General features: G+C 58.3%; 15 protein-coding genes. 1 reads left to right on the top strand and 14 read right to left on the bottom strand.

Annotation, left to right across the window (positions count from 1 at the left end; all coding sequences use genetic code 11):
- Nucleotides 1-5: 5 nt before the first annotated feature.
- From J0F90_RS04510 to J0F90_RS04470, 10 genes are all read right to left on the bottom strand, one after another.
- Nucleotides 6-2,303, bottom strand: a complete 2,298-nt coding sequence (locus J0F90_RS04510) for a type VI secretion system Vgr family protein (RefSeq protein ID WP_033641202.1) — start codon at nucleotides 2,301-2,303, stop codon at nucleotides 6-8.
- A 38-nt stretch (nucleotides 2,304-2,341) separates the two neighbouring features.
- A complete protein-coding gene (locus tag J0F90_RS04505) occupies nucleotides 2,342-2,860 on the bottom strand; it encodes a Dabb family protein (protein ID WP_033641203.1) in 519 nt (172 codons plus the stop codon).
- Nucleotides 2,861-3,144: 284 nt separating this feature from the next.
- Nucleotides 3,145-3,666, bottom strand: a complete 522-nt coding sequence (locus tag J0F90_RS04500) for a DUF4136 domain-containing protein (RefSeq protein ID WP_033641205.1) — start codon at nucleotides 3,664-3,666, stop codon at nucleotides 3,145-3,147.
- 161 nt (nucleotides 3,667-3,827) lie between these two features.
- The gene (locus J0F90_RS24795; protein ID WP_261140117.1) at nucleotides 3,828-4,112 is read right to left on the bottom strand and encodes a MipA/OmpV family protein; all 285 of its coding nucleotides are present in this window, start codon (nucleotides 4,110-4,112) and stop codon (nucleotides 3,828-3,830) included.
- 47 nt (nucleotides 4,113-4,159) lie between these two features.
- Nucleotides 4,160-4,582 carry a MipA/OmpV family protein gene (locus J0F90_RS24790; protein WP_261140115.1) on the bottom strand — a complete coding sequence of 141 codons (423 nt, stop codon included), beginning with the start codon at nucleotides 4,580-4,582 and terminating at the stop codon, nucleotides 4,160-4,162.
- A 738-nt stretch (nucleotides 4,583-5,320) separates the two neighbouring features.
- The gene (locus tag J0F90_RS04490) at nucleotides 5,321-5,572 is read right to left on the bottom strand and encodes an ANR family transcriptional regulator (protein ID WP_033641206.1); all 252 of its coding nucleotides are present in this window, start codon (nucleotides 5,570-5,572) and stop codon (nucleotides 5,321-5,323) included.
- A gap of 177 nt (nucleotides 5,573-5,749) precedes the next feature.
- Nucleotides 5,750-6,451, bottom strand: a complete 702-nt coding sequence (locus J0F90_RS04485; protein ID WP_033641207.1) for a hypothetical protein — start codon at nucleotides 6,449-6,451, stop codon at nucleotides 5,750-5,752.
- A 19-nt stretch (nucleotides 6,452-6,470) separates the two neighbouring features.
- A complete protein-coding gene (locus J0F90_RS04480) occupies nucleotides 6,471-7,013 on the bottom strand; it encodes a hypothetical protein (RefSeq protein WP_126186566.1) in 543 nt (180 codons plus the stop codon).
- A gap of 695 nt (nucleotides 7,014-7,708) precedes the next feature.
- A complete protein-coding gene (locus tag J0F90_RS04475) occupies nucleotides 7,709-7,897 on the bottom strand; it encodes an ANR family transcriptional regulator (protein WP_151250762.1) in 189 nt (62 codons plus the stop codon).
- A 238-nt stretch (nucleotides 7,898-8,135) separates the two neighbouring features.
- A complete protein-coding gene (locus J0F90_RS04470; RefSeq protein ID WP_072009631.1) occupies nucleotides 8,136-8,597 on the bottom strand; it encodes a CaiF/GrlA family transcriptional regulator in 462 nt (153 codons plus the stop codon).
- Between the two features lie 556 nt (nucleotides 8,598-9,153).
- Here J0F90_RS04470 and J0F90_RS04465 point away from each other — a divergent pair.
- Complete coding sequence (locus tag J0F90_RS04465) at nucleotides 9,154-10,425, top strand: RNA-directed DNA polymerase (protein ID WP_072009632.1); 1,272 nt, start codon at nucleotides 9,154-9,156, stop codon at nucleotides 10,423-10,425.
- A 359-nt stretch (nucleotides 10,426-10,784) separates the two neighbouring features.
- Here the strand turns inward: J0F90_RS04465 and J0F90_RS04460 are convergent, their stop codons facing one another.
- From J0F90_RS04460 to J0F90_RS04445, 4 genes are all read right to left on the bottom strand, one after another.
- The gene (locus tag J0F90_RS04460) at nucleotides 10,785-11,258 is read right to left on the bottom strand and encodes a hypothetical protein (RefSeq protein WP_033641211.1); all 474 of its coding nucleotides are present in this window, start codon (nucleotides 11,256-11,258) and stop codon (nucleotides 10,785-10,787) included.
- Nucleotides 11,259-11,342: 84 nt separating this feature from the next.
- On the bottom strand, nucleotides 11,343-19,535 hold the full coding sequence (locus J0F90_RS04455; RefSeq protein WP_327279621.1) for an invasin domain 3-containing protein: 8,193 nt from the start codon (nucleotides 19,533-19,535) through the stop codon (nucleotides 11,343-11,345).
- Between the two features lie 852 nt (nucleotides 19,536-20,387).
- Entirely contained in the window at nucleotides 20,388-21,005 is a 618-nt protein-coding gene (locus J0F90_RS04450) for a tyrosine-type DNA invertase (RefSeq protein ID WP_033641316.1), read from the bottom strand.
- Between the two features lie 418 nt (nucleotides 21,006-21,423).
- Complete coding sequence (locus J0F90_RS04445) at nucleotides 21,424-23,769, bottom strand: primase-helicase zinc-binding domain-containing protein (RefSeq protein WP_033641315.1); 2,346 nt, start codon at nucleotides 23,767-23,769, stop codon at nucleotides 21,424-21,426.
- Nucleotides 23,770-23,776: the final 7 nt, after the last annotated feature.

Genomic DNA, 23,776 nt, shown 5'->3' with positions numbered 1-23,776 from the left:
CCCCTTCACGCAATCGTCGTCAGGGCGCTCACAAACGCACTGTAATCACTCTTGAAAGAGAGAAGAGTACTGGTGAGCGTTTTATTACCGCTGACAAATTCAAGATGGTTATCATGTTTTGATAATTTAAACGGCGTGTTACTGATGGAGAACATGCCCATCGAAACACTCGACGCCGTAAAACTGACCGATGAGTTGGTAAAACTGACCGAACTGCCGGTAAAGCTTTCCGATGCACCCGTCATGCTGAAAGAGTGGCCGGTAAAGCTTTCGCTGTGCCCCTTGCCGGTAGTGGCCTTTTGATTGGGCGCATCCAGCGTGATTTTCGTGGCGCTTTTAATGTTCACATCCGCATCGGACAGGATGTTAATGGTACCCGTCACCGACTTCGTCCATTCCCCCGTCGTGTCCTCGCGCTCGTTGCCGGTTATCTTTTTTTTTGCATCGCCAACGATGTCAATGGACCGACCACCCTCGCTGATGATTATCGTTTGGCCACCGGCGTGTATCTTCAGCGTTTGGCCACCGGCGGTGAGGGTGGTTGTTTGCCCGTCCCGGTATTCCTCAACCAGCTCGCCGTCAATGATAACCGTCTGCTTGCCGTGCAAGGTAGTCGTGCTGTCCCCCGTGACCTCTCGGTTATCACCGCCCGCCGCGATATCAACCTGCCGCCCCTTGGCGATACGTACACGCTGGCTATCATCGAACGTGTAGCGGTCTTCGCCCTTCACCCGCGTGGTCCGTGCCCCCTCGATATTCACCGTCAGGTCACGTTCAGTGCTCATGCTCATGTCACGTTCGGCGTGCATGTCAAACGTCTCACGCCCCGGTGCATCGTCAAACACCAAAAAGCTGCCGTTCTCGGGGGTTCCGCCCGCAGAACGCGTCATGAAGCCCATTTTGGTCGCATCCGCCGGCAAATCCCACGGCGGCATGCTGTCCTGGTTATACACGCGGCCGGTGACGATGGGACGGTCCGGGTCACCGTTGATAAAATCGACGATAACCTCCTCCCCGACACGAGGCACCTGGAGACTGCCATAGCCCCATCCGGCCCAGGCGCTGGACACACGCACCCAGCAGGCTGCCTGGTCATTACCGGGGGCGTTATGGCGGTCCCAACGGAACCTGAGTTTGATGCGCCCGTATTCATCGGTCCAGATGGTCTGCCCCTGTGGCCCCACCACCTCCGCTGTTTGCGGGCCGTATGTCCGCGGCCAGGCAGTTTGCCGGGCTGGACGCCAGCTCAGGGCCGCCGGGTGGGCGGTAAAGACCGTGCGATGTACCGGTGTCGCCTCTTCGTCATCCTGACTGTAATAACCGGCCTCACTGAAAAAATACTCTGCACCGCTGACGATATAGGTCCGGTTATCTTCCGGGCGCGCCGCCCGCGTCAGGGTAAAGGCATGCCCTGGTGCCATGCCCAGCGACGGGGTTTCCCCCGACATCTGTGCCTGTGCACACGCAAGCTCCTGCTGGCGAATTCGACCGTAAAATGCCCCGTCGTCATGCCGGGTATACCGCCCCGGCCAGTCAAACACGACGGCCTCTTGCTGGCCGTCAGGGGCGGGATTTTGTCTCGCTTGCAGCAGGTTGGCACGCGGCCGGCGAAAATCATAGTCGTCAGTCAGATACAGCGACGCGGACATCGTCTCGGACACCCGCCAGTGTGCAATCCCCAGCTCGGAGACATCACTCGCCGTCTCGTCAATACACGGGAAGGTGGCGAAACCACTGAGCACCTCGTGCTGCTCGGGTGCATCAGCCAGCACCAGCGTGTGTTTCCCGTTATCGTGCAGGAAGTAGTAATAGATACCTTCATGCTCCATCAGGCGGCTGATAAAATCGAAGTCGCTTTCCTGATATTGCACGCAATACTCCCAACACCGATAATCCCAGCTCAGGCGGTTCTCAAACGCAATATTCTGCTCACGCAACAGTGTGGTGATGATGTCCGGCACGCTTTTCTCTTGCCATATCCGGCAATCCCGTCCCTGCCCCAGATACCACAAGGCGGGTTTGACGGTAAGGGTATAACGGTCATAGCGGTCATTGCTGTCCCGCCCCTTGACCTCAACCCGCGTCATGATGCCCGACAAATAGCGTGGTGGGGTCAGCGGGGTTTGGTAACATCCCACCGTCAGCGTTTGCCCCAGCAGTTTTTTAGGGTCGACAGGTTGCGCTTCGCAAAGCACGTCGACATGGAAGGTGTACAGTGATGACAGGGCTTCCTTGCCGGTCAATGATTGAAAAAAAAAGGGGGTATCATCAAGCGAGGTATGGACCGTTATCATTCTGTTCATCGTGTTTTCTCCATAAAACTCTCACATCACTGACGTCATCACCTCAGTGAAAAATCAAACACCAGCACGCCGTTATCGTCACTGAGCAGGGGGGCCACAAATTGCTTGAACGCGTCATGGGCCTCATCGTAATCCCCCTCTGTATCTACCAGAGGTTTTCCCACGTAATAATTGCGGTCACCTTCAGACTTGAACGTCACAATAAATCCCTGTTCAAATCCGCCATCCACCCCTTCCCCACTGTTTTGCACACCTTCAACAATAGAGAGAATATAAGGCGCATCCGCCCCCGGTCGCATTGAGCGCTTGAGCGATAAAAACCGACTCGTCACTGCATCCCGCTGGGCTTGCGTGATGGTCTTTTTATATTTAAACAGCACGATATGCTTTAAAAGCCCAGGCTTATAGTCGCCCGCGGTAAACACACCACCACCGACAGATTGGCGTTGTTGACTCAATTTATCAAACATGGCGCCCTCTTTATCCTGAAAATAAATACACAGGCCAATAAAAACCGCAGAAAACAACAGTAATCCGATTATCATTACTTTGGTCATTCACCCATTCCATTTATACATTATTGAAACAGCAAAAAGCATCAGCGAGGAAGTAGAAAAAATGTCACCCCGACATTGTGGGGTGACCAACAGGGAAGTCTGGCAAAAGGAATACACATTTCACATCATCCCCAAGGGATGCATTAATCCTCCTCACGGGAGGCGTGCAAAGTCAAATATTTTTAATGATACCCCTGTCTTTCGGAAAACATTCGCCACAAACAATAATGCCCATCACATCAATAAACCTTATTCGCAGCATTTAGCCCTCGCTATAACGGCGTTTACTCAGCCCCCGGAACTGGATAGGCCGAAAATAAAGCCGTAACCGTTTGCCCGATATCTTCCTGACTCACCGCCTTATCCGCATCCAGGACATGGCTGGCTGTCGCGCGCCACACCAGTTGGCGCTTATTCCTGTCAACCAGATCCACTGTCAACATGCCCTCGGTATACGTCCATAGGCTTTGATTATACCCTGCCCAGCCAGCGTACCCGACACGGCCAATTAGAGAGGGCTCATCATCCATCTGCACTTTGTTCTGTGTAGAAGCATGCCAATAAATCAAGAGGTCGGGACGGGCGCTGAATGTATAACCTCGTCGCTGCATTTCCTGAGCAACAGACAGACGAATGTACTCATCCGTCAGCGTTTGGTACTTTTCTTCTTTGGCAGCAAAACCGTAGGTGTGATACTGACTGAAATTGACGCCATGATCGTAATCGGCGGTCACCTGCGGTTTCTCAGCACAAGCCGACAAAAGCAGGATTGAGCCCGCCATCATAAAACCCCAAAATATACGCATAACACACCTCGCAAGCAGTCTTTGGCCATCACACCGACATTTACGCCTCCTATTGGAAATGGCCACCGGGATTTGGCGTTGACGTCAGTTGCAACGCCATACCTTATTACGTTACCCGTGGCATCGACCGTTATCGAAGCACGGGACATGTGGCTTCTCGCTTAAAATTGATAACTGGCACTCAGAAACGCCATACCGGCCAGGCTCTTCTCCACCAATGGGCTGTCCGCCGCATCACCGGTCAGCCGATACACTTCCACGCCCCCTTGTAATGCCACGCTGGATGTCCACTGGTAGTTCAATGCCGCTTCTGCCGTCACCTGCCTGATGCCGGATTTAGGATGATAAGCCGCAAAGTCCGTTCGTGCCGCTTGCGCCGGCGTCACGCCAAAATACCCGCGCTGATAACCGCCATTGGCCCAGGTCGCGTAAAACTTGCTGCTCAGCGTCCATTGCGCGTCAAGGTCATGTTCACCGTCGCCCCCCAGGTCTACTAGGCCGTATGCCCAAGCGCCTCATCGCCGTAGTCGCGCGAACGCAGTGCCTGCATCCCCTTGACATAAACCCGTGCCGGCGCAAACTGATAACTCAACTCGGCACCGGCCTCCAATGCTCCCCCTAAGTCCCCCATACCGCGCAACTGCGTATTGTGGCCGCCAAGCGTACGTATGCGCTCGTCACGACCGGCATCGTAAGCCATCAGTAACGCCACACCCAGTGGCGACGACAACGGCAATTGCCAGCGGGCTCCCTGTAAAACACCGAGCTCAAACGTGCCCCATGTGGCGTTGCGATAACTGCCGCCTGCGTCATATACCGGCTGCGCGACATAATGCGATGACCCGACATAGGCCGGTTCTGTCGCCACCCCCGCAGCCACATGAAACGCTGCACCCTCATCTTGTGCATAGCTCATGGGCGAGACCGCCCCCGAAAAAACAACAAAAAAAACTTAACAATATTACTGATTTCATTTTGCCACCTCGCGTTGAATACCTTTTCTAGCGATGCCTTTTCAATCGCCAACTCGCCAAAATAGCACCACCCTGTATTTTTCCATCAATTAACGTGCGCTCTATCACTATCCACAACACACCAAAAACATAAACTTTACTTATCAATTCTCCCGATAATAATGTCACTCCATGAACACCATCACACCGAGCCCGCCTCGCACCTGATGGACTCCCCCGTTTAACGTTGAGGAAATGATTTCATGGGAACAGTGATGGTCATCGTGTTTATCTGGCTGTCGTTCAATGCGCTGTTTATTACTTTGATTGCGCTGGCCTACTGGCGTCACTGCCGGAAGGACCACGTCTCACCACTCCAGCCATACGATAAGCCCCAGCAACAGCCCCCATATCACCATGATTACCGTCACCACACCCAGCCACACCATACGACGCCCCATCATTCGCAACCTTCGGACATAGACATGCCGTTGCCGACATCTTTGCATCTTTCCCCCTTACCGAAGACTCTGCCACCTACATCAATCCACTTATCACGCCATGCCCCAGCCGGGACAACCAGCGCCCCACACCACGCCCAGACCAAAACATCACCACCACAGCCCCGAGAAACAACCAGATAACCACAGCTGTCCAGGCGAAATGATTAGCCCGCCGCACACGCTGACGGGTCAGCACGATTAACGTCGTGGTTCCGCGCTTCGCTTTTGACACAGCAGCGCCCGCACCTCACACCAGTGCTGCTCATTCCCGTGCCGGGCCAATTCAAGGCCCGCCAGCCAGTAATTTGCCGCATCATCAAAACACCCGGCCCGTTCCAACGCCGCCGCCTGCTGCAACGTCGCACGCAAGCGCTCGCCAGGTGTCGACATGACATGCAACTCAGGCCAATGCCCGCCGTCATTTTTCTCTTCCCCAGCACGCTTCCACATCACCCTGTCCTCCATAACACCACCAACAGCGCAGCCAGAAGTGGCAAAAGCACCCACAACACCACGCGTTTCAATATCCGCTCCCGAAAATAGTCCGTTTGTTCAAGTACATAATGTCGCCGCCCTCGCTGCCTTCTTCGCATTACCCACCTCCACATCACTGAACGCCTCATGCCTTCACATCGAAACAAATCGCCGCAACAGGTCTGCCACCCCGGATGCGTGGAGTTTTCGCAACGCATTGTGCCGCTGTGCGTACAACGTCTTGTTGTTGCGGTGCTGTAATCGCGCCTGCTGGTGAATGGAGATTTCCATTAATGTCCTGACAAGAACCCAACGCTCGGGGGCGGACAATATCAACGCTGGCATCTGGGGCAGCAATTCATCCTCCCCGGCCTGCGACAACACCACGCGACGCAACCACATTACCGGGCTGCGTGCATCCACAATGCGTACCGGTAGGCGCACCCCGCCACAGACCAGCACCTGCCGGACGGCGTTATTGACCCCGAAGGGTGAAAGAACAACCAAGCGCCGAAAACCCGCTCGCACCATCAGTTCATGTTCCAGATACAACAACTGTTGCAAGGCCTGCGCCGGGTGCGCCGACAGCCGCAAAACCAGACACCGTTCCCCACCGCCATACCCCATGCCTGCCTGCCCAAGGTGTACAGCAACCAGCGCGCTTTCTACCTGCTCATGAGCACTGACAGCTATCGCTGTCGGTGAAAGCGCGGGAAGGGTCAACAAGCCGTGCAACCCAATAAGCCCGAACTGACATGCATCAACCACCGCTATCGACAGAGGGGCCGAGACACGACCGCGGGAAGCGGTTGCAATCTGCCCACTGAAACACTCACTGCCTGTACTCACTGCCATTGTCCCGCCCCTCTTATTCTCATCGCACCGACAACCCGTAGAGCTGAAGCACAATCAGCAGAAGTACGACCCATCCCGCCCCCTGAAAGCCAGACAGCACGACCAACCCAACGAGGGACTGCACCCCCCGACGCCCGGCATTAAACAGCGCTATCAGCACCAGAGTACCACCCCCGACCACCAACAGGCTGCGAGACAGGTCCGACACCAACAAGCCCGCCGCACCGCACCACCACCCGGCCCCGCCCAGCCCCAGGCCAATGCGCACCGTGCCGCCCACCGCCATCTCCCCTTGCACAAACCGCAAAACCCAGGGAGGAAGCCGGGCAGGCAGGGGAGTTACCACGTCTTTGGGGGGCAGCGACAGCATCCCGCCCAACAACAACACACTGAGGCTCAGCCACAGTACCCACAGCCATATCCAGGCTCCCGCCGTCGCACCTTCCATTTTTCGCACCTTCAATAATAAGGGGGAATATAAACGAGCAATAATCGCTATCTTGTTTCCACAATTAATCCAATCCCTATTTTTATGCGCTTTCAATTCGAGTAATAAAAACAACGCGTCTTATCATGTCACCTTCATATCTTTAACACACAAAAACAACACCGCCAGACGCGACACATCCTCTTTTACACAAAAGTCGATATAAACAGAAAAAGGGCACCTACCCCATAATTCACCAGAAGATCGGAGCAAGACTCCTGACGGGAGGTATTCGATGTCAAATTAATTTATTAGCACATAGCATCTCACAATGTTCGCGATAATAATCAGCCATCAAGCGAGTAAATATTACTGAGCAGCAAACTCAAACCTTCCTCCCTTGCATTATTCAGACAGACAAGACGTTCGTGTTTTATGCGGCCATTCTCGCACCGTATCGGTTAAGCTCCTGTCCTCTTCTCCGGCCAGAGCAAGCGACACGAACGGAAAGGGGTCGCAAGAATGTCGAAGCAAATCATCATTCAGAATGGGCAGACTATCTGAGTACGGCAAGAGCTTATGCCAGCACCACAATAAGTCCCAACAACATCCCCCATATCATCACACTCACCGCCCCCACCCCAAACCACATCCATCGACGACTTATCCGACACCACAGGCTATGCCTCATTTCTTTTCCTCGATCCGGACTGCGCAAACTGCTTTTTTCCACATTCATCTCATTACCTTCGCCTTCATGTAACCACTATGTTTGACAAGCGATGCTGTGCTTCCCTCCTTTTTTTCTGCCGGGAAGTCAACGCATTCTGTTATTCCCCCTGCATACTGCGTTTTTGGCACAGGTGCGCTCGTGACTCACACCAATGACGCTCGCGCTCCGATACCGCCAACGTCAACGCCTCCTGCCAATAGGACACGGCCTCGTTGAAACACCCCTTACGCTCCAGCATGGCGGCCTGGCGCATTGCCACACGAAAACGCGCCCTGGGTGTCGACATGGTGTGGACACCAGGCAAAAAATCGCCAACGTCTAACCTCATCATTCTTTCACTTTCTTTCATTATTCCATCTGCCATAACAAGACCATGGATATCCGTGGTTGCGCATCGCAACAAACCAGAGCATGCCGTTACTGCTGCAAAATGCGCACCATTCCACCGGTAAGCAAAACACCAAACATCACGCTATAGAGGAGTTATTTCCAGAGGAGAGTACCCTGATGCCCGTGACTGCCGCCTAAGGATTGGGACGTTGCAAAAACCACTGCCGCATCTGCTGCTGTGCTCGCTCACGCTTAGCCGCGCTGCCACGCGGGCGCGCTGAACATGAGGGAGGCTCGCCAGTCCCCTGCTCAGGTGAAGCAATATCGATAATGTGCAGGCAATATCCTCGCCCTTTCATCAGGGACAGGCACTTGCAGGTGACCCGTGGAGCGTTATTAACCAAATAGCGCATAACCTCCAATGCGCGACGCCTGTCGATATGAAAAGCCTGGGAAATGTCTTCTCGTGACAGCGGTCGCCCGCTCAGCAGACCAAAATGCGCCACCGCTAAATAGAGGGGCATGGGTGGAAAATTGGCCAGGCATTCAGGCAACGTATACACCTCATGATTGGACTGACGCGGTGTAACATACCGACCTGTACCGCCCCCGTCAGAAGAAGGCAAATCTTTTGGGGAGAGGGTATTATGTGTCATATTCACGCTCCTTTTTGACAACCTGTTGCCCTGCTCACCGTAGTGACATCAGGTGCATCCGCAATCAAAACACCGTATTAATACCGACTATTTAATACCGACGGCCTTTATCGCCATGCAATAACCATCGTTCTGCCAATGAAATATGCAACGTGAAGCGAGAGGTAATGATAAATGATGTTACATGCCTGCTGAGTCATTCATAAACCAGGCTTGCCATTTCGTTACCTGTTTTTCGATTTCATCGAGTTGAAACGTTAAATGCATGAATGAACCATGGGGAATGAAACGCATATCCCACCCCACCGTGAGCAGCCCCCTAATAATAACGAGCTGCGTTCGACCTCTCCCCAGGCACTCGCCCGACAAAGCTCGCTGCTCCGCCACATGCTTATCCAGGTGGTTGGCTGAAATGACCTCTGCTATACATGCCGTTATAGTTTGCAATATAACATCACCTGTCGTTATTCTGAACGTACGCGGCAAGTGCTTATGCACATTCCAATATGCCTTATATAATCGCAGTAAATCATCATACACCTTTGGATGCTTAAATATGGATTTCAAGGTATCACTCGCCAAGCAAATTAATTATGAACTTTTACAGTGCGTCGTTAAAATGGGCAGAAGCATACATAAATCGTTAAACACAGAATCAATTTCCCAAACATGTCGAACGTTGGCAGATGAAATCAGTTCGCAACGTTATCAACCGTCGATTTATTCACGCTTTGCCGTCACAGATCCAAAGCTGAGAGAAATCTATGCCCCTTCCTTTCGTGACAGGTTGGTGCAATGCTGGCTGGTTTATCACATAAACCCGTATGTTGAACGTGTGCTAATCGATGACACGTTTGCAAACAGGAAAAACAAAGGCACGCTGGCTGCGGTACAGCGAGTCCAGCGCTTCATGCGCCAACCTGACCACACATATTATCTTCAGTTAGATATCCAGAATTTTTTTAACGCTATACCGCGCACCCCATTGCTGACTCAATGCCAATCCATTACACAACGTTATCTATCAGAAAGCCCGCTCTATGAAACACTGGATTTCATTTTAGAGCGATGCATTCTCCACCCAGTAGCGCGATGCACATGGACTGTTTCTGGCGACAGGCGATTACTGAACACCATCCCCCCACACAAAACCCTACTCGGTGCAGGAAGTGACAAAGGACTCCCACTAGGTTCTTCAGCAAGTCAAATGTTCGCTAATTTATGGCTAAGCCCCTTGGACCACTTCATTAAACATTCACTTAAAGCCCGAGGGTACGTTCGGTATATGGATGACTTGTTTCTACTCGGCAGCTCATCAAAAAAAATGTCTCAATGGCGAGAACTTATCGCCTCGTTCTGCGCGAGCGAATTAAGCCTCACTTTACACCCGAAAAAACAAAGCATTCAAAAATGCAGTCAAGGTGCAGATTATTTGGGGTATCGCGTTTATCCTCATCATCTCCACATGAGAAACCGTAACATTCGCCGGTTCATTTACCGACTGCATTTCTTTAATCAAGTACTATCGGGGCATCCCCCGAGGCACACGCATAATAACTCAGACGCCTTTGTCCACAAGTGGGCAGCCTATCTCAACGGTACCCCCATTACACCCCACTATGAACTACTCACTCAAATTCAGTCAGTCATCAATAGTTATTTGGGCATGATGCAACACACGCAACACTGGCGCCTTCGCAAGCAAATATGGCACCGTTATGCAGGTTTACTTAAAACATGGTTTATCCCCGCTGACGCAAACTACGGCGCCATACGTATCAAACAATACTGTAAACAAGACTGGATTGTGCAGCAGTACAGAGGGTAAGAACACCCTGCCGACACGCAACGTAGTTGCTGTTGCTGTCGTTGTTGTTGTTGACGTTGCCCGTGGTCAAGTTGACGTTGTAGTGGTTACCACTGCTGTTGACCTCGGACGTCCAGGTGTTGTTGCTACTCGGGAAGCCCGAGCCGAACTCACACCCGGCGCTCACTTACCCTCCCTCTTTATTTCAGCTTACCCTCTTTCGAAGTTTGCCCCTTTATAACGCCCTCGCCAATAGGGAGGTCGTGGGGTGGGTCGGTCTTCTTTTATAGCATATTCCTGTTACGCCTTGGCGATACAGTCCTTACGCACCGCCTGCACCACTGCTCAATCCCGCCTTTTGCAACGAGTCATTGTAATGACTACACCCCCGCTTTTTTCTTTACGGCGGCAATAAATCCCGCATCAACAGCAGACGGAAAGGCCTCTGGTTGCCATGATGCCAAAAATCGACAGCACTCACCATCCAATAAAATCTGTACACCGTTTTGCTCCTGCACCTTCTCATTATTTGCCATGTCCATGTGATGTACAATATTGTCCCACCAGGCACGATATTTCTCGGTGTCTATATCATGACAGCCGCATTCATATCCCCACTCCATTTCAATGGCGTCAGGAAGGATTTTGCGAAGTTGAGGCTCCGGAAATCCGCCGTATAATACACGACGACCATTGAGATTTTTGAATGCTCGACTTATCACGCTTAACGTGGGGTATGGACCATTAATCACTGCATAAAGAGACTCCTCATAACACCGCAAGAACAATCCCTCCCTCAATAGGGTTATTTTCCCCTTTCTTGCACTTAAGCCTAATTTTTCTTCAATATTCATGCCGTCTCCTTTATTTCGGACCGGCACCCAAAGGTGCCGGTCAAGGAACAATAAAAACCAAGGTTAAAATCTAAACGCTAAAGGTTAAAGACCCTGCCGACACGCAACGTAGAGGCTGCTGCTGTCGTAGAAGTCGCTGACGTTGCCCGTGGTCAAGTCGACGTAGTAGTGGTGACCACTGCTGCCGACCTCGGACGTCCAGGTGAGGCCGCCACTCGGGAAGCCCGAGCCGGTGTACGTACTCACATCCCCCCACTCACTCCACAGCGAACCAACCGTACCGCGAACGTTGTACTGACCAGTGGTCAGTTGTGGGCCGCCCAGTTGCAGACGGGTCGCCAGAGACGCGCCCTGATTCGTGCAGTACGTGTTGGCCGCAGACCATGTCATGGTCGTTGACCCGTTATTGATGTACCAGTCGTTCAGCGTGAAGGTATATTCAAATGCCTTGGTCGGGTCGAGTTTTGACGTGGCTGTGACGGTGACCGGCGTGCTGTCACCCTTGCCTGTGAAGGTCACTTCCCCGCCTGCGGAAACCGACGCCCAGGACGCACTCGACGTCCAGGTGTAGTCCGTCGGCTCACCGCCATTCAATTGTACGGTGAACTTCGCCCCCGCAAACCCGGTTTTCGGGAAACCCGCGTCCACAGCGTACGTGTAACCATTCACCAGGATGTCCTGCACCGCCGTAGCGACCGTCAGCGTCACCGTGTCGCTCAGGCCGCTCACCGGCGTCCCGTTCGCCGCCGGCACGATGGTGTAGGTGTCCGCCAGCGTCCCCTTCAGGGTCGCCGTGAACACGCCATCGCTCACCTTCGTCACCGCACCCAGCGTCACCTTGCTGGTGTCGCCACCCGCCGCCGTGATACCGAAGCTCACGTCACCGGCGTTCAGCGTGGTGATCAGGTTGCCGTTCGCGTCCTTCGCAGTGAACGTCAGCGTCGAGGTCGCGGTGTCATCCGCCACGATACTCTTCGGCGATGCCGCAAACGTCGAGTTGCCCTCGCCGGCATCCGGCGTGGTGCCCGCCGTCAGCGTCACCGTGTCGCTCAGGCCGCTCACCGGCGTCCCGTTCGCCGCCGGCACGATGGTGTAGGTGTCCGCCAGCGTCCCCTTCAGGGTCGCCGTGAACACGCCATCGCTCACCTTCGTCACCGCACCCAGCGTCACCTTGCTGGTGTCGCCACCCGCCGCCGTGATACCGAAGCTCACGTCACCGGCGTTCAGCGTGGTGATCAGGTTGCCGTTCGCGTCCTTCGCAGTGAACGTCAGCGTCGAGGTCGCGGTGTCATCCGCCACGATACTCTTCGGCGATGCCGCAAACGTCGAGTTGCCCTCGCCGGCATCCGGCGTGGTGCCCGCCGTCAGCGTCACCGTGTCGCTCAGGCCGCTCACCGGCGTCCCGTTCGCCGCCGGCACGATGGTGTAGGTGTCCGCCAGCGTCCCCTTCAGGGTCGCCGTGAACACGCCATCGCTCACCTTGGTCACCGTACCCAGCGTCACCTTGCTGGTGTCGCCACCCGCCGCCGTGATACCGAAGCTCACGTCACCGGCGTTCAGCGTGGTGATCAGGTTGCCGTTCGCGTCCTTCGCCGTGAACGTCAGCGTCGAGGTCGCGGTGTTGTCCGCCACGATACTCTTCGGCGATGCCGCAAACGTCGAGTTGCCCTCGCCGGCATCCGGCGTGGTGCCCGCCGTCAGCGTCACCGTGTCGCTCAGGCCGCTCACCGGCGTCCCGTTCGCCGCCGGCACGATGGTGTAGGTGTCCGCCAGCGTCCCCTTCAGGGTCGCCGTGAACACGCCATCGCTCACCTTCGTCACCGCACCCAGCGTCACCTTGCTGGTGTCGCCACCCGCCGCCGTGATACCGAAGCTCACGTCACCGGCGTTCAGCGTGGTGATCAGGTTGCCGTTCGCGTCCTTCGCCGTGAACGTCAGCGTCGAGGTCGCGGTGTTGTCCGCCGCGATACTCTTCGGCGATGCCGCAAACGTCGAGTTGCCCTCGCCGGCATCCGGCGTGGTGCCCGCCGTCAGCGTCACCGTGTCGCTCAGGCCGCTCACCGGCGTCCCGTTCGCCGCCGGCACGATGGTGTAGGTGTCCGCCAGCGTCCCCTTCAGGGTCGCCGTGAACACGCCATCGCTCACCTTGGTCACCGTACCCAGCGTCACCTTGCTGGTGTCGCCACCCGCCGCCGTGATACCGAAGCTCACGTCACCGGCGTTCAGCGTGGTGATCAGGTTGCCGTTCGCGTCCTTCGCCGTGAACGTCAGCGTCGAGGTCGCGGTGTCATCCGCCGCGATACTCTTCGGCGATGCCGCAAACGTCGAGTTGCCCTCGCCGGCATCCGGCGTGGTGCCCGCCGTCAGCGTCACCGTGTCGCTCAGGCCGCTCACCGGCGTCCCGTTCGCCGCCGGCACGATGGTGTAGGTGTCCGCCAGCGTCCCCTTCAGGGTCGCCGTGAACACGCCATCGCTCACCTTGGTCACCGTACCCAGCGTCACCTTGCTGGTGTCGCCACCCGCCGCCGTGATACCGAAGCTCACGTCACCGGCGTTCAGCGTGGTGATCAGGTTGCCGTTCGCGTCCTTCGCCGTGAACGTCAGCGTCGAGGTCGCGGTGTCATCCGCCGCGATACTCTTCGGCGATGCCGCAAACGTCGAGTTGCCCTCGCCGGCATCCGGCGTGGTGCCCGCCGTCAGCGTCACCGTGTCGCTCAGGCCGCTCACCGGCGTCCCGTTCGCCGCCGGCACGATGGTGTAGGTGTCCGCCAGCGTCCCCTTCAGGGTCGCCGTGAACACGCCATCGCTCACCTTCGTCACCGCACCCAGCGTCACCTTGCTGGTGTCGCCGCCCGCCGCCGTGATACCGAAGCTCACGTCACCGGCGTTCAGCGTGGTGATCAGGTTGCCGTTCGCGTCCTTCGCCGTGAACGTCAGCGTCGAGGTCGCGGTGTTGTCCGCCGCGATACTCTTCGGCGATGCCGCAAACGTCGAGTTGCCCTCGCCGGCATCCGGCGTGGTGCCCGCCGTCAGCGTCACCGTGTCGCTCAGGCCGCTCACCGGCGTCCCGTTCGCCGCCGGCACGATGGTGTAGGTGTCCGCCAGCGTCCCCTTCAGGGTCGCCGTGAACACGCCATCGCTCACCTTGGTCACCGCACCCAGCGTCACCTTGCTGGTGTCGCCACCCGCCGCCGTGATACCGAAGCTCACGTCACCGGCGTTCAGCGTGGTGATCAGGTTGCCGTTCGCGTCCTTCGCCGTGAACGTCAGCGTCGAGGTCGCGGTGTCATCCGCCGCGATACTCTTCGGCGATGCCGCAAACGTCGAGTTGCCCTCGCCGGCATCCGGCGTGGTGCCCGCCGTCAGCGTCACCGTGTCGCTCAGGCCGCTCACCGGCGTCCCGTTCGCCGCCGGCACGATGGTGTAGGTGTCCGCCAGCGTCCCCTTCAGGGTCGCCGTGAACACGCCATCGCTCACCTTGGTCACCGCACCCAGCGTCACCTTGCTGGTGTCGCCACCCGCCGCCGTGATACCGAAGCTCACGTCACCGGCGTTCAGCGTGGTGATCAGGTTGCCGTTCGCGTCCTTCGCCGTGAACGTCAGCGTCGAGGTCGCGGTGTTGTCCGCCGCGATACTCTTCGGCGATGCCGCAAACGTCGAGTTGCCCTCGCCGGCATCCGGCGTGGTGCCCGCCGTCAGCGTCACCGTGTCGCTCAGGCCGCTCACCGGCGTCCCGTTCGCCGCCGGCACGATGGTGTAGGTGTCCGCCAGCGTCCCCTGCAGGGTCGCCGTGAACACGCCATCGCTCACCTTGGTCACCGTACCCAGCGTCACCTCGCTGGTGTCGCCACCCGCCGCCGTGATACCGAAGCTCACGTCACCGGCGTTCAGCGTGGTGATCAGGTTGCCGTTCGCGTCCTTCGCCGTGAACGTCAGCGTCGAGGTCGCGGTGTTGTCCGCCGCGATACTCTTCGGCGATGCCGCAAACGTCGAGTTGCCCTCGCCGGCATCCGGCGTGGTGCCCGCCGTCAGCGTCACCGTGTCGCTCAGGCCGCTCACCGGCGTCCCGTTCGCCGCCGGCACGATGGTGTAGGTGTCCGCCAGCGTCCCCTTCAGGGTCGCCGTGAACACGCCATCGCTCACCTTCGTCACCGCACCCAGCGTCACCTTGCTGGTGTCGCCACCCGCCGCCGTGATACCGAAGCTCACGTCACCGGCGTTCAGCGTGGTGATCAGGTTGCCGTTCGCGTCCTTCGCAGTGAACGTCAGCGTCGAGGTCGCGGTGTCATCCGCCACGATACTCTTCGGCGATGCCGCAAACGTCGAGTTGCCCTCGCCGGCATCCGGCGTGGTGCCCGCCGTCAGCGTCACCGTGTCGCTCAGGCCGCTCACCGGCGTCCCGTTCGCCGCCGGCACGATGGTGTAGGTGTCCGCCAGCGTCCCCTTCAGGGTCGCCGTGAACACGCCATCGCTCACCTTGGTCACCGTACCCAGCGTCACCTTGCTGGTGTCGCCACCCGCCGCCGTGATACCGAAGCTCACGTCACCGGCGTTCAGCGTGGTGATCAGGTTGCCGTTCGCGTCCTTCGCCGTGAACGTCAGCGTCGAGGTCGCGGTGTTGTCCGCCACGATACTCTTCGGCGATGCCGCAAACGTCGAGTTGCCCTCGCCGGCATCCGGCGTGGTGCCCGCCGTCAGCGTCACCGTGTCGCTCAGGCCGCTCACCGGCGTCCCGTTCGCCGCCGGCACGATGGTGTAGGTGTCCGCCAGCGTCCCCTTCAGGGTCGCCGTGAACACGCCATCGCTCACCTTCGTCACCGCACCCAGCGTCACCTTGCTGGTGTCGCCACCCGCCGCCGTGATACCGAAGCTCACGTCACCGGCGTTCAGCGTGGTGATCAGGTTGCCGTTCGCGTCCTTCGCCGTGAACGTCAGCGTCGAGGTCGCGGTGTTGTCCGCCGCGATACTCTTCGGCGATGCCGCAAACGTCGAGTTGCCCTCGCCGGCATCCGGCGTGGTGCCCGCCGTCAGCGTCACCGTGTCGCTCAGGCCGCTCACCGGCGTCCCGTTCGCCGCCGGCACGATGGTGTAGGTGTCCGCCAGCGTCCCCTTCAGGGTCGCCGTGAACACGCCATCGCTCACCTTGGTCACCGTACCCAGCGTCACCTTGCTGGTGTCGCCACCCGCCGCCGTGATACCGAAGCTCACGTCACCGGCGTTCAGCGTGGTGATCAGGTTGCCGTTCGCGTCCTTCGCCGTGAACGTCAGCGTCGAGGTCGCGGTGTCATCCGCCGCGATACTCTTCGGCGATGCCGCAAACGTCGAGTTGCCCTCGCCGGCATCCGGCGTGGTGCCCGCCGTCAGCGTCACCGTGTCGCTCAGGCCGCTCACCGGCGTCCCGTTCGCCGCCGGCACGATGGTGTAGGTGTCCGCCAGCGTCCCCTTCAGGGTCGCCGTGAACACGCCATCGCTCACCTTCGTCACCGCACCCAGCGTCACCTTGCTGGTGTCGCCGCCCGCCGCCGTGATACCGAAGCTCACGTCACCGGCGTTCAGCGTGGTGATCAGGTTGCCGTTCGCGTCCTTCGCCGTGAACGTCAGCGTCGAGGTCGCGGTGTTGTCCGCCGCGATACTCTTCGGCGATGCCGCAAACGTCGAGTTGCCCTCGCCGGCATCCGGCGTGGTGCCCGCCGTCAGCGTCACCGTGTCGCTCAGGCCGCTCACCGGCGTCCCGTTCGCCGCCGGCACGATGGTGTAGGTGTCCGCCAGCGTCCCCTTCAGGGTCGCCGTGAACACGCCATCGCTCACCTTGGTCACCGTACCCAGCGTCACCTTGCTGGTGTCGCCACCCGCCGCCGTGATACCGAAGCTCACGTCACCGGCGTTCAGCGTGGTGATCAGGTTGCCGTTCGCGTCCTTCGCCGTGAACGTCAGCGTCGAGGTCGCGGTGTTGTCCGCCACGATACTCTTCGGCGATGCCGCAAACGTCGAGTTGCCCTCGCCGGCATCCGGCGTGGTGCCCGCCGTCAGCGTCACCGTGTCGCTCAGGCCGCTCACCGGCGTCCCGTTCGCCGCCGGCACGATGGTGTAGGTGTCCGCCAGCGTCCCCTTCAGGGTCGCCGTGAACACGCCATCGCTCACCTTGGTCACCGCACCCAGCGTCACCTTGCTGGTGTCGCCACCCGCCGCCGTGATACCGAAGCTCACGTCACCGGCGTTCAGCGTGGTGATCAGGTTGCCGTTCGCGTCCTTCGCCGTGAACGTCAGCGTCGAGGTCGCGGTGTTGTCCGCCGCGATACTCTTCGGCGATGCCGCAAACGTCGAGTTGCCCTCGCCGGCATCCGGCGTGGTGCCCGCCGTCAGCGTCACCGTGTCGCTCAGGCCGCTCACCGGCGTCCCGTTCGCCGCCGGCACGATGGTGTAGGTGTCCGCCAGCGTCCCCTTCAGGGTCGCCGTGAACACGCCATCGCTCACCTTGGTCACCGCACCCAGCGTCACCTTGCTGGCGTCGCCCCCCGCTGCCGTGATACCGAAGCTCACGTCACCGGCGTTCAGCGTGGTGATCAGGTTGCCGTCCGCGTCCTTCGCCGTGAACGTCAGCGTCGAGGTCGCGGTGTTGTCCGCCGCGATACTCTTCGGCGATGCCGCAAACGTCGAGTTGACGCTGCTTGGAAACGCCTTGTTTATCGCCACACGCGCTGTATCAAGCTTCACGCCACTTACGCTTGGCGTCAGGGTGACGATTTCTTCATCCACCCCGGCCGTCACCGTTACCTCAAACTCCCCGATCGCTTTTTTCACCGGCGAAGAGACGGATGCTGACTTCAGATTCCCCGTATCGATACTGATTTCCGAGACAGGCACATCCACCGCATTGCCTTGCGCATCCCTGACGCTCAAGGTCAGATGTTGAGTGCTCTTGCCATCAGCGACCAGCATGCTATCAAGTGGTGTAAATGTGCTGTTCCCCTTATTAATTTCCGGTGCGCGCACACTCACCTGCGTCTCACTGGTGTTTGACCGGTTCCCCTTCTTGTCCACGGCCACGCCGCTGACGGTGTAATTGTTGATGCCCGGGGCATACTGGTAGGTTGGCAGCACCACGCTGTAAGCCTGCGGACCATCCTGGACGATTTTCCCGCCCGCAGCCAGCAACGCCGGTGCCGACCAGTCAATGCGGTCCAGGCCATGGGTACTGTTGACGGAGACGCCCAGGGACTTTTTCTCCCCGGCATACCCGGTCACCAGCGACGCGGCATGCAAGCGGATGGTCTCTTTCTTGCGGTACTCCAGGACGATATTGTTGTTACGCTCCACCAGGTCATGACGGCTGCCCGCCAGGCTACGCATCGCCTGTACCGCGCCTGGGTCAACCTGTTGTTGCCAAGGTGCCCCCAATTGATAGCGGAAGTCCACGCCAAAACGGGTGTCGTTCTCGCCGTCTTTCCCCTGCCGCTGCTCAGCACGTAACGTCACCAGCGGCACCGGCGTATACTCGATGCCCGCAGTGAACGCGTGCGGATCCTTCTGGCGATGGTCCTTACCAAACAGCCCGACCTCATCACCGTAGTACTGCTCATACGTCAGTTTGCCGCCCAGTTGCGGCAACGCCGGCAACCACCCTTGCGCGCGAATATCCCACCCATTGGCAGGGCGCTCTTTATAATCACTGAAGTCCGGAGAATCTTTCCAGTTGCTCAGTTGCAAATAGCTGTTGGCACCCAATTTCATGAAGTCGCGCCAATACTCTACCCCTATCCCGAGGCGAGTATGCTGGCGTGACAGGTCGTAATCCAGGAAAGTGTTCCCCCCCAGCATCCAGCCATCGTTGAACCAGCGCACGCCAGCCCCCAGGTTGGCTTGCGTCCGGTCATCCGTACGGTGCAGACTGCCCTGCGTGAAGACCAGGGTATCGTCCCGGTCAAACACCGGAACCAACAGATCCAGTTGGGAGTTTTTCAGCGAGAAATGCTGGTCCGCGTCCAATCGCACACGCGCCGTGCCAAATTGGCCCAACCAGTCCTGCACTTCCTTCGTGGCTTCCCCCATCGCCATGCCGCGTGCTATCGACGCCGCCGCCTCCCCGTTGGGGTTATTGGCCAGGAAAGAGCCGGCCTGCGAGGCAATGCCGGCCACCTTCACCGCCTGTGCATCCTCGTGCGGCGCAGCCGTTTTCTTGCCGGACGCATCACCCGTTGCGCGCACCGCCGGCACATCCAGTTCGTCTCCCGGTTGCAGATGGTCAAAGCCATGCGCAAACGTACGAAACTGGTTCATCTTGCGTAATTCTGCAATGCTGATACCGAATTTTCGGGCCACCGAGGCTGTCGTTTCTCCGGCCGCCAAGGTATATATCTGGGTCTTCGCCACCGTTTTACTGCCATTATCCCGCAGGAAACCGCCGGCCGCCGCGATTGTTGGCGTAAACGCCACCGCCAGCGGAAAGCACGCTTGTATGCCAATGTTTACCCAGGTCAGCGCCCTGAGTCGGCGCGAAAAGACGCCAGCATGGCCTGTGTGTTTGTTTTTCATTGTTTTCACCGATGATGAGTCAAAAATCGTCCGGGGTTTCCGTTCTCCTGAAACCCCGCGGCTCTTTGCTTTGCTGTGTAACGTGCGCAACGTCGATCACGCCGCTGGGGTCGGCGACACCACTGCGCAAACATCTCCTCCCTGGTCATCCGCAAACCTGACGGTAGCGCCCCCAATCACACGACACCGACATAAAGCCCCAATCCCTGACGGCGCGTCGCCATGGCTACCGCACGACGCGGAGTCACCAGCGTCGTGGGCAATACACGGACATCACGGGCCCGCCCTGAGCGCGGGCGCCGCACGCGTCGAACTTAACAATTAGGACCATTTTGACCAGTTGGTAAAAACAACAAAAAAAGGGCTTATTTAGATATAAAATCTATTTAATGCTTAATAGATGGGCCAATACCCCTGAAGAGTGGAATAAAAAACTGTTTCCTTGCCGAGGGGAGATGCGGGAATAACCGTTGATACGGTGCAACATGCCCGAAAGGGCAAAAGGGGGGAGAGTGCCTAAAGAGGAGTGGATTTCATTATTATTCAATCGGATAATAATTTTTCGGTGATTTTTTTCTTGCGAGGCTGTACTCTTTTTCAACGCGTTGCGTATACTACTTTACAGTTTGGTCCTAACTGTCTACTCTTTCGCTTGTTTTTTGGGCGATGCCAGACCCCTTCAAACCGTTCTGCATTACTCGCCGTATACCGCACGGTATGACGGATGTTTTTATGCCCCAGGTAATCTTGTATCAGCCGCGTATCAATTCCCCGGTCCGCCAGCGCAAATCCACAGGCATGACGCAGCATATGCGGATGCGGCACGACGGAAATGTCTGCCGCCTGACCCAACTGGCTGATGATTTGGTACACCCGCTGACGCGTCAACGCGTTCCCCTGGCGCGACAAAAACACCCAGTCGCTGTCCGCCCCCGGCAGTCCCGCCCGCACCGCCAGCCAGGCCCTGATGGCCCGCAATTCATCCTTCAGCAAGGGGTGGCTGGTCGAAAACCCGCTCTTTATTCGCCGGATATACAAACTGTGCCCCCGCAAATCCAAATCGGACAACCGCAAATGGCACACTTCGCTGACGCGAAAGCCGTGGATAAAACTCATGTAAATCAGGCAATAGTCACGCTCGGCATTTCCCCCTGCCAAGGCCTGTTGCAACAGACGCTCCACTTCGGACTGCGTCAAATACTTCCGCTGGCTCATGCCACCTCATCAAAAAATGAATAAAACCCCAAACACATTAGCATTTTTCACTATAAGATAAGCGAAATAGAAAGGATAAATCTGAATTATAAAAATGTAAGTCGCCAGACGTGCCTTTCGCGTCACCGTTCGGCGCGAACGCCGCGCATGGAATGCGTCTGAGGGAGGACCAGCGCCCACCACGACCGGCACACACACTGATGCCCCGCAAAACAAAAAACCGGCCGAAGCCGGTTGGGAGCGCACGTGTTGTTATGAGGGGGCTGATAAACACTGCCCGAAGAAATACCCTGGTGTGGCGGAATGTTTGTTCGCCACCACTATAGGCTGCGTGATGATTGACCGTCCAATGGGTTAGGCAGATCAATAAAGTCACATTGATCGGCACGGCCGATCGTCGCCTCCTTTGTTGCGTCTGTTATGCCTCGCATTTTGGCAGCCAGTCCACGTCGCAGTCATCATTCAGCCGCAGGTTGGTTTGGATACCCAGTTTGGTGCGGCGTTTGAGCAACGTATGCTCATATTCTTTCAGCGTCTGCGGCACCGCCAGCCCGAACGCCGTCAGGTTCATCACGTGCTGATAGCCCCGTGCCGCCATAAACGACAGGTAGGCGTGGTACAAATAGCGGCGCGGGTTCGGCGGGGTGATGTTGGCATTGCCTATCATCATCCCTTCCGGGGTGCCCAGCACCGTCAGGTAACCGCAAAAATCGACCAGCGGGTCCGCCTGGCGTTTGATGGTCAGCGCCTCGTCCGAGCTTTGCTGCGCCTGAAGCAGGGTGCGGGCCTCGTTCGGGTTGGCGAAGCGCTGCATCAGGTGGCGCACAATCACCGCCAGCTCCTGGGTGATTTTGTCCAGCAACTGCGGGTCGCGCTCGGCCAGCGGTATCGTCTCCGGAAAGGTGAGTATCACCCGCCGCCGTGATACGCCACCGCTGCGGTCACTGAACTGCATCGGGTTGTTGTTCACCGCCAGTATCACCGCCGGGATGTGCGCCGCGTAGGCGTCGCGGTATTTGGGGTCGATGGCGACCGCATCGCCACCGGTGATGGCCTTGATACCCGCGCCGTCACCGCTCCACTTCTCCTGGTCAGGCAGGAGTATCAGCGAGAAGCCGACCACGCTGGCCCGCTCGCGCGCCGACTCCAGGTTATCGATGGTGGCGGAGGTGGTGTTATCGGCTCCCGCCAGCAGCCGGGCGATGGCCGCCATTACGCTCTTGCCGCTGCCGCCGGGGCCGGTCACTTCGAGGAACAGCTGCCAGTCGTAGCGGTTGGCCAGCACCATAAAGAGCGCCGCGAGGATACGTTCTTGCTTGTCGTGCTTGCCCCCGGCGGCCCGCGTCAGCCACTGCCAGAAGTGCGGCGCATGGTCGGCCAGGTTCTCCCCGGCACGCGGTGGCGTGTAGTCCACGCTGTTGACGGTGCGCAGCCAGTGCGCTTGCCGGTGGACGCTGAACTGCCCGCTGACGGTATCAAACACCCCGTTACGAAAGCCTATCAACCGGCGGGCCGGGTCGCCCATCTGCGGCACCATCAGCTTGAGGGTGTCCAAAATGCTGTTGATACCGGCGGCAGAGAACGGTGCACGCACCTTCTGGAACAGCGCGGCAATCTCCCGGCTCAGCTGTCGGTGCGGCAGCACCTGCCAGGCGCCGCGCGTATAGCGGCACAGCTCTTCGCCCACCGGCGGCACCGCCAGGGTGTTGCCGTAGTGCTCGGCCAGCAGTTCGGCCTTCTCGCTGGCGCTCATGGCTTTCAAATCGGCATCGCTCAGCGTGTCGAACGGGCTCGGCTGTGGCGACTGGCTAAACGCCTGGAGCTGGGCACGCGTAGCGTCTGCCCCTTCCCGGCCATAAACGTCGTTCCAGTCGCCTTCCGTGGGCGGCAGCGCCGGAGTGCCGCCGGTGCGTGTGGCCGCCTCGGCGGCGCGGGTCTGCCCGGTGCCGCTGCGGTCATTGTCGGCCGCCAGCAGCAGCCGCGCATCCGGGTAATGGCTGCGCAGCTGCTCTGCCACCGCCGCCAAGTTGTTGGCGCTGAGCGCCACGCACACCGTCTCACCGGTGAGACGGTGCACGGTGAGGCCGGTGGCGTAGCCCTCGGTGAGCCAGATAACCGCGTTGTCCGGGCCGCTTAGGGTGTGGCAGGCGGCTTTCACCTGCCCGCCTGCCAGCATGCGTTTGTCGCCGTGGGCGTTAATCAGCTGCACGTTGACCACCTCGCCCCCGTCATTGTGCAGCGGCAGCAGCAGGTCGCCGGGGTGGAAGGTGATACCGCCGACGCGCAGCGACTGGCCGTGCAGGGTCAGGGTGTCCACCTCCGGCCAGCCTTTGGCGCTCAGGTAGGCGTTGCCGGTTTGGAGGCGGGCAGCGGCCACCAGAGCCTGTGCCTGTCGCGCGGCCTTGCGCTGAGCCTCGGCCTTGTCTTGCCCACCGCCCTTCAGTGAGGCATGGCGGGCTTCAGCGGCCGGTGGCAGGGTGTTGGTGTTTTCTCCCATCACGGCAGCCACCTGTTCGGCGGCAGCCCGGGCAGACAGTGACAGGGCCTTTTCCACCAGGTTGAGGCCGTCACCGGCCCCGCACTGATTGCAGAACCAGGTGCCGCGCCCGTCCTGGTTATCGAAGCGGAAGCGGTCTTTACCGCCGCAGGTCGGACACGGCTGCGGCTTGCCGTTCGGCTGCAAGGTAATGCCGAGGGCCGGGAGTATCACCGGCCAGTGGCCGGTGGCGGTGCGTACGGTCTGAGATACGAAGTGGGCGCTCATGCTCTTC

The organism is Serratia marcescens subsp. marcescens ATCC 13880, assembly GCF_017299535.1.
Taxonomy (GTDB): domain Bacteria; phylum Pseudomonadota; class Gammaproteobacteria; order Enterobacterales; family Enterobacteriaceae; genus Serratia; species Serratia marcescens.
The sequence above is the reverse complement of the archived record's forward strand: the minus strand, read 5'-3'. Positions and strand labels throughout refer to the sequence as shown.

Coding starts and splice junctions, on each gene's coding strand:
- J0F90_RS04465 (WP_072009632.1), top strand. CDS start 9,154: ATGGATTTCAAGGTATCACTCGCCAAGCAAATTAATTATGAACTTTTA.
- J0F90_RS04485 (WP_033641207.1), bottom strand. CDS start 6,451: ATGGCAGTGAGTACAGGCAGTGAGTGTTTCAGTGGGCAGATTGCAACC.
- J0F90_RS04460 (WP_033641211.1), bottom strand. CDS start 11,258: ATGAATATTGAAGAAAAATTAGGCTTAAGTGCAAGAAAGGGGAAAATA.
- J0F90_RS24790 (WP_261140115.1), bottom strand. CDS start 4,582: ATGAGCTATGCACAAGATGAGGGTGCAGCGTTTCATGTGGCTGCGGGG.
- J0F90_RS04490 (WP_033641206.1), bottom strand. CDS start 5,572: ATGTGGAAGCGTGCTGGGGAAGAGAAAAATGACGGCGGGCATTGGCCT.
- J0F90_RS04510 (WP_033641202.1), bottom strand. CDS start 2,303: ATGAACAGAATGATAACGGTCCATACCTCGCTTGATGATACCCCCTTT.
- J0F90_RS04505 (WP_033641203.1), bottom strand. CDS start 2,860: ATGACCAAAGTAATGATAATCGGATTACTGTTGTTTTCTGCGGTTTTT.
- J0F90_RS04470 (WP_072009631.1), bottom strand. CDS start 8,597: ATGACACATAATACCCTCTCCCCAAAAGATTTGCCTTCTTCTGACGGG.
- J0F90_RS04475 (WP_151250762.1), bottom strand. CDS start 7,897: ATGTCGACACCCAGGGCGCGTTTTCGTGTGGCAATGCGCCAGGCCGCC.
- J0F90_RS04445 (WP_033641315.1), bottom strand. CDS start 23,769: ATGAGCGCCCACTTCGTATCTCAGACCGTACGCACCGCCACCGGCCAC.
- J0F90_RS04500 (WP_033641205.1), bottom strand. CDS start 3,666: ATGCGTATATTTTGGGGTTTTATGATGGCGGGCTCAATCCTGCTTTTG.
- J0F90_RS04450 (WP_033641316.1), bottom strand. CDS start 21,005: ATGAGCCAGCGGAAGTATTTGACGCAGTCCGAAGTGGAGCGTCTGTTG.
- J0F90_RS04455 (WP_327279621.1), bottom strand. CDS start 19,535: ATGAACCAGTTTCGTACGTTTGCGCATGGCTTTGACCATCTGCAACCG.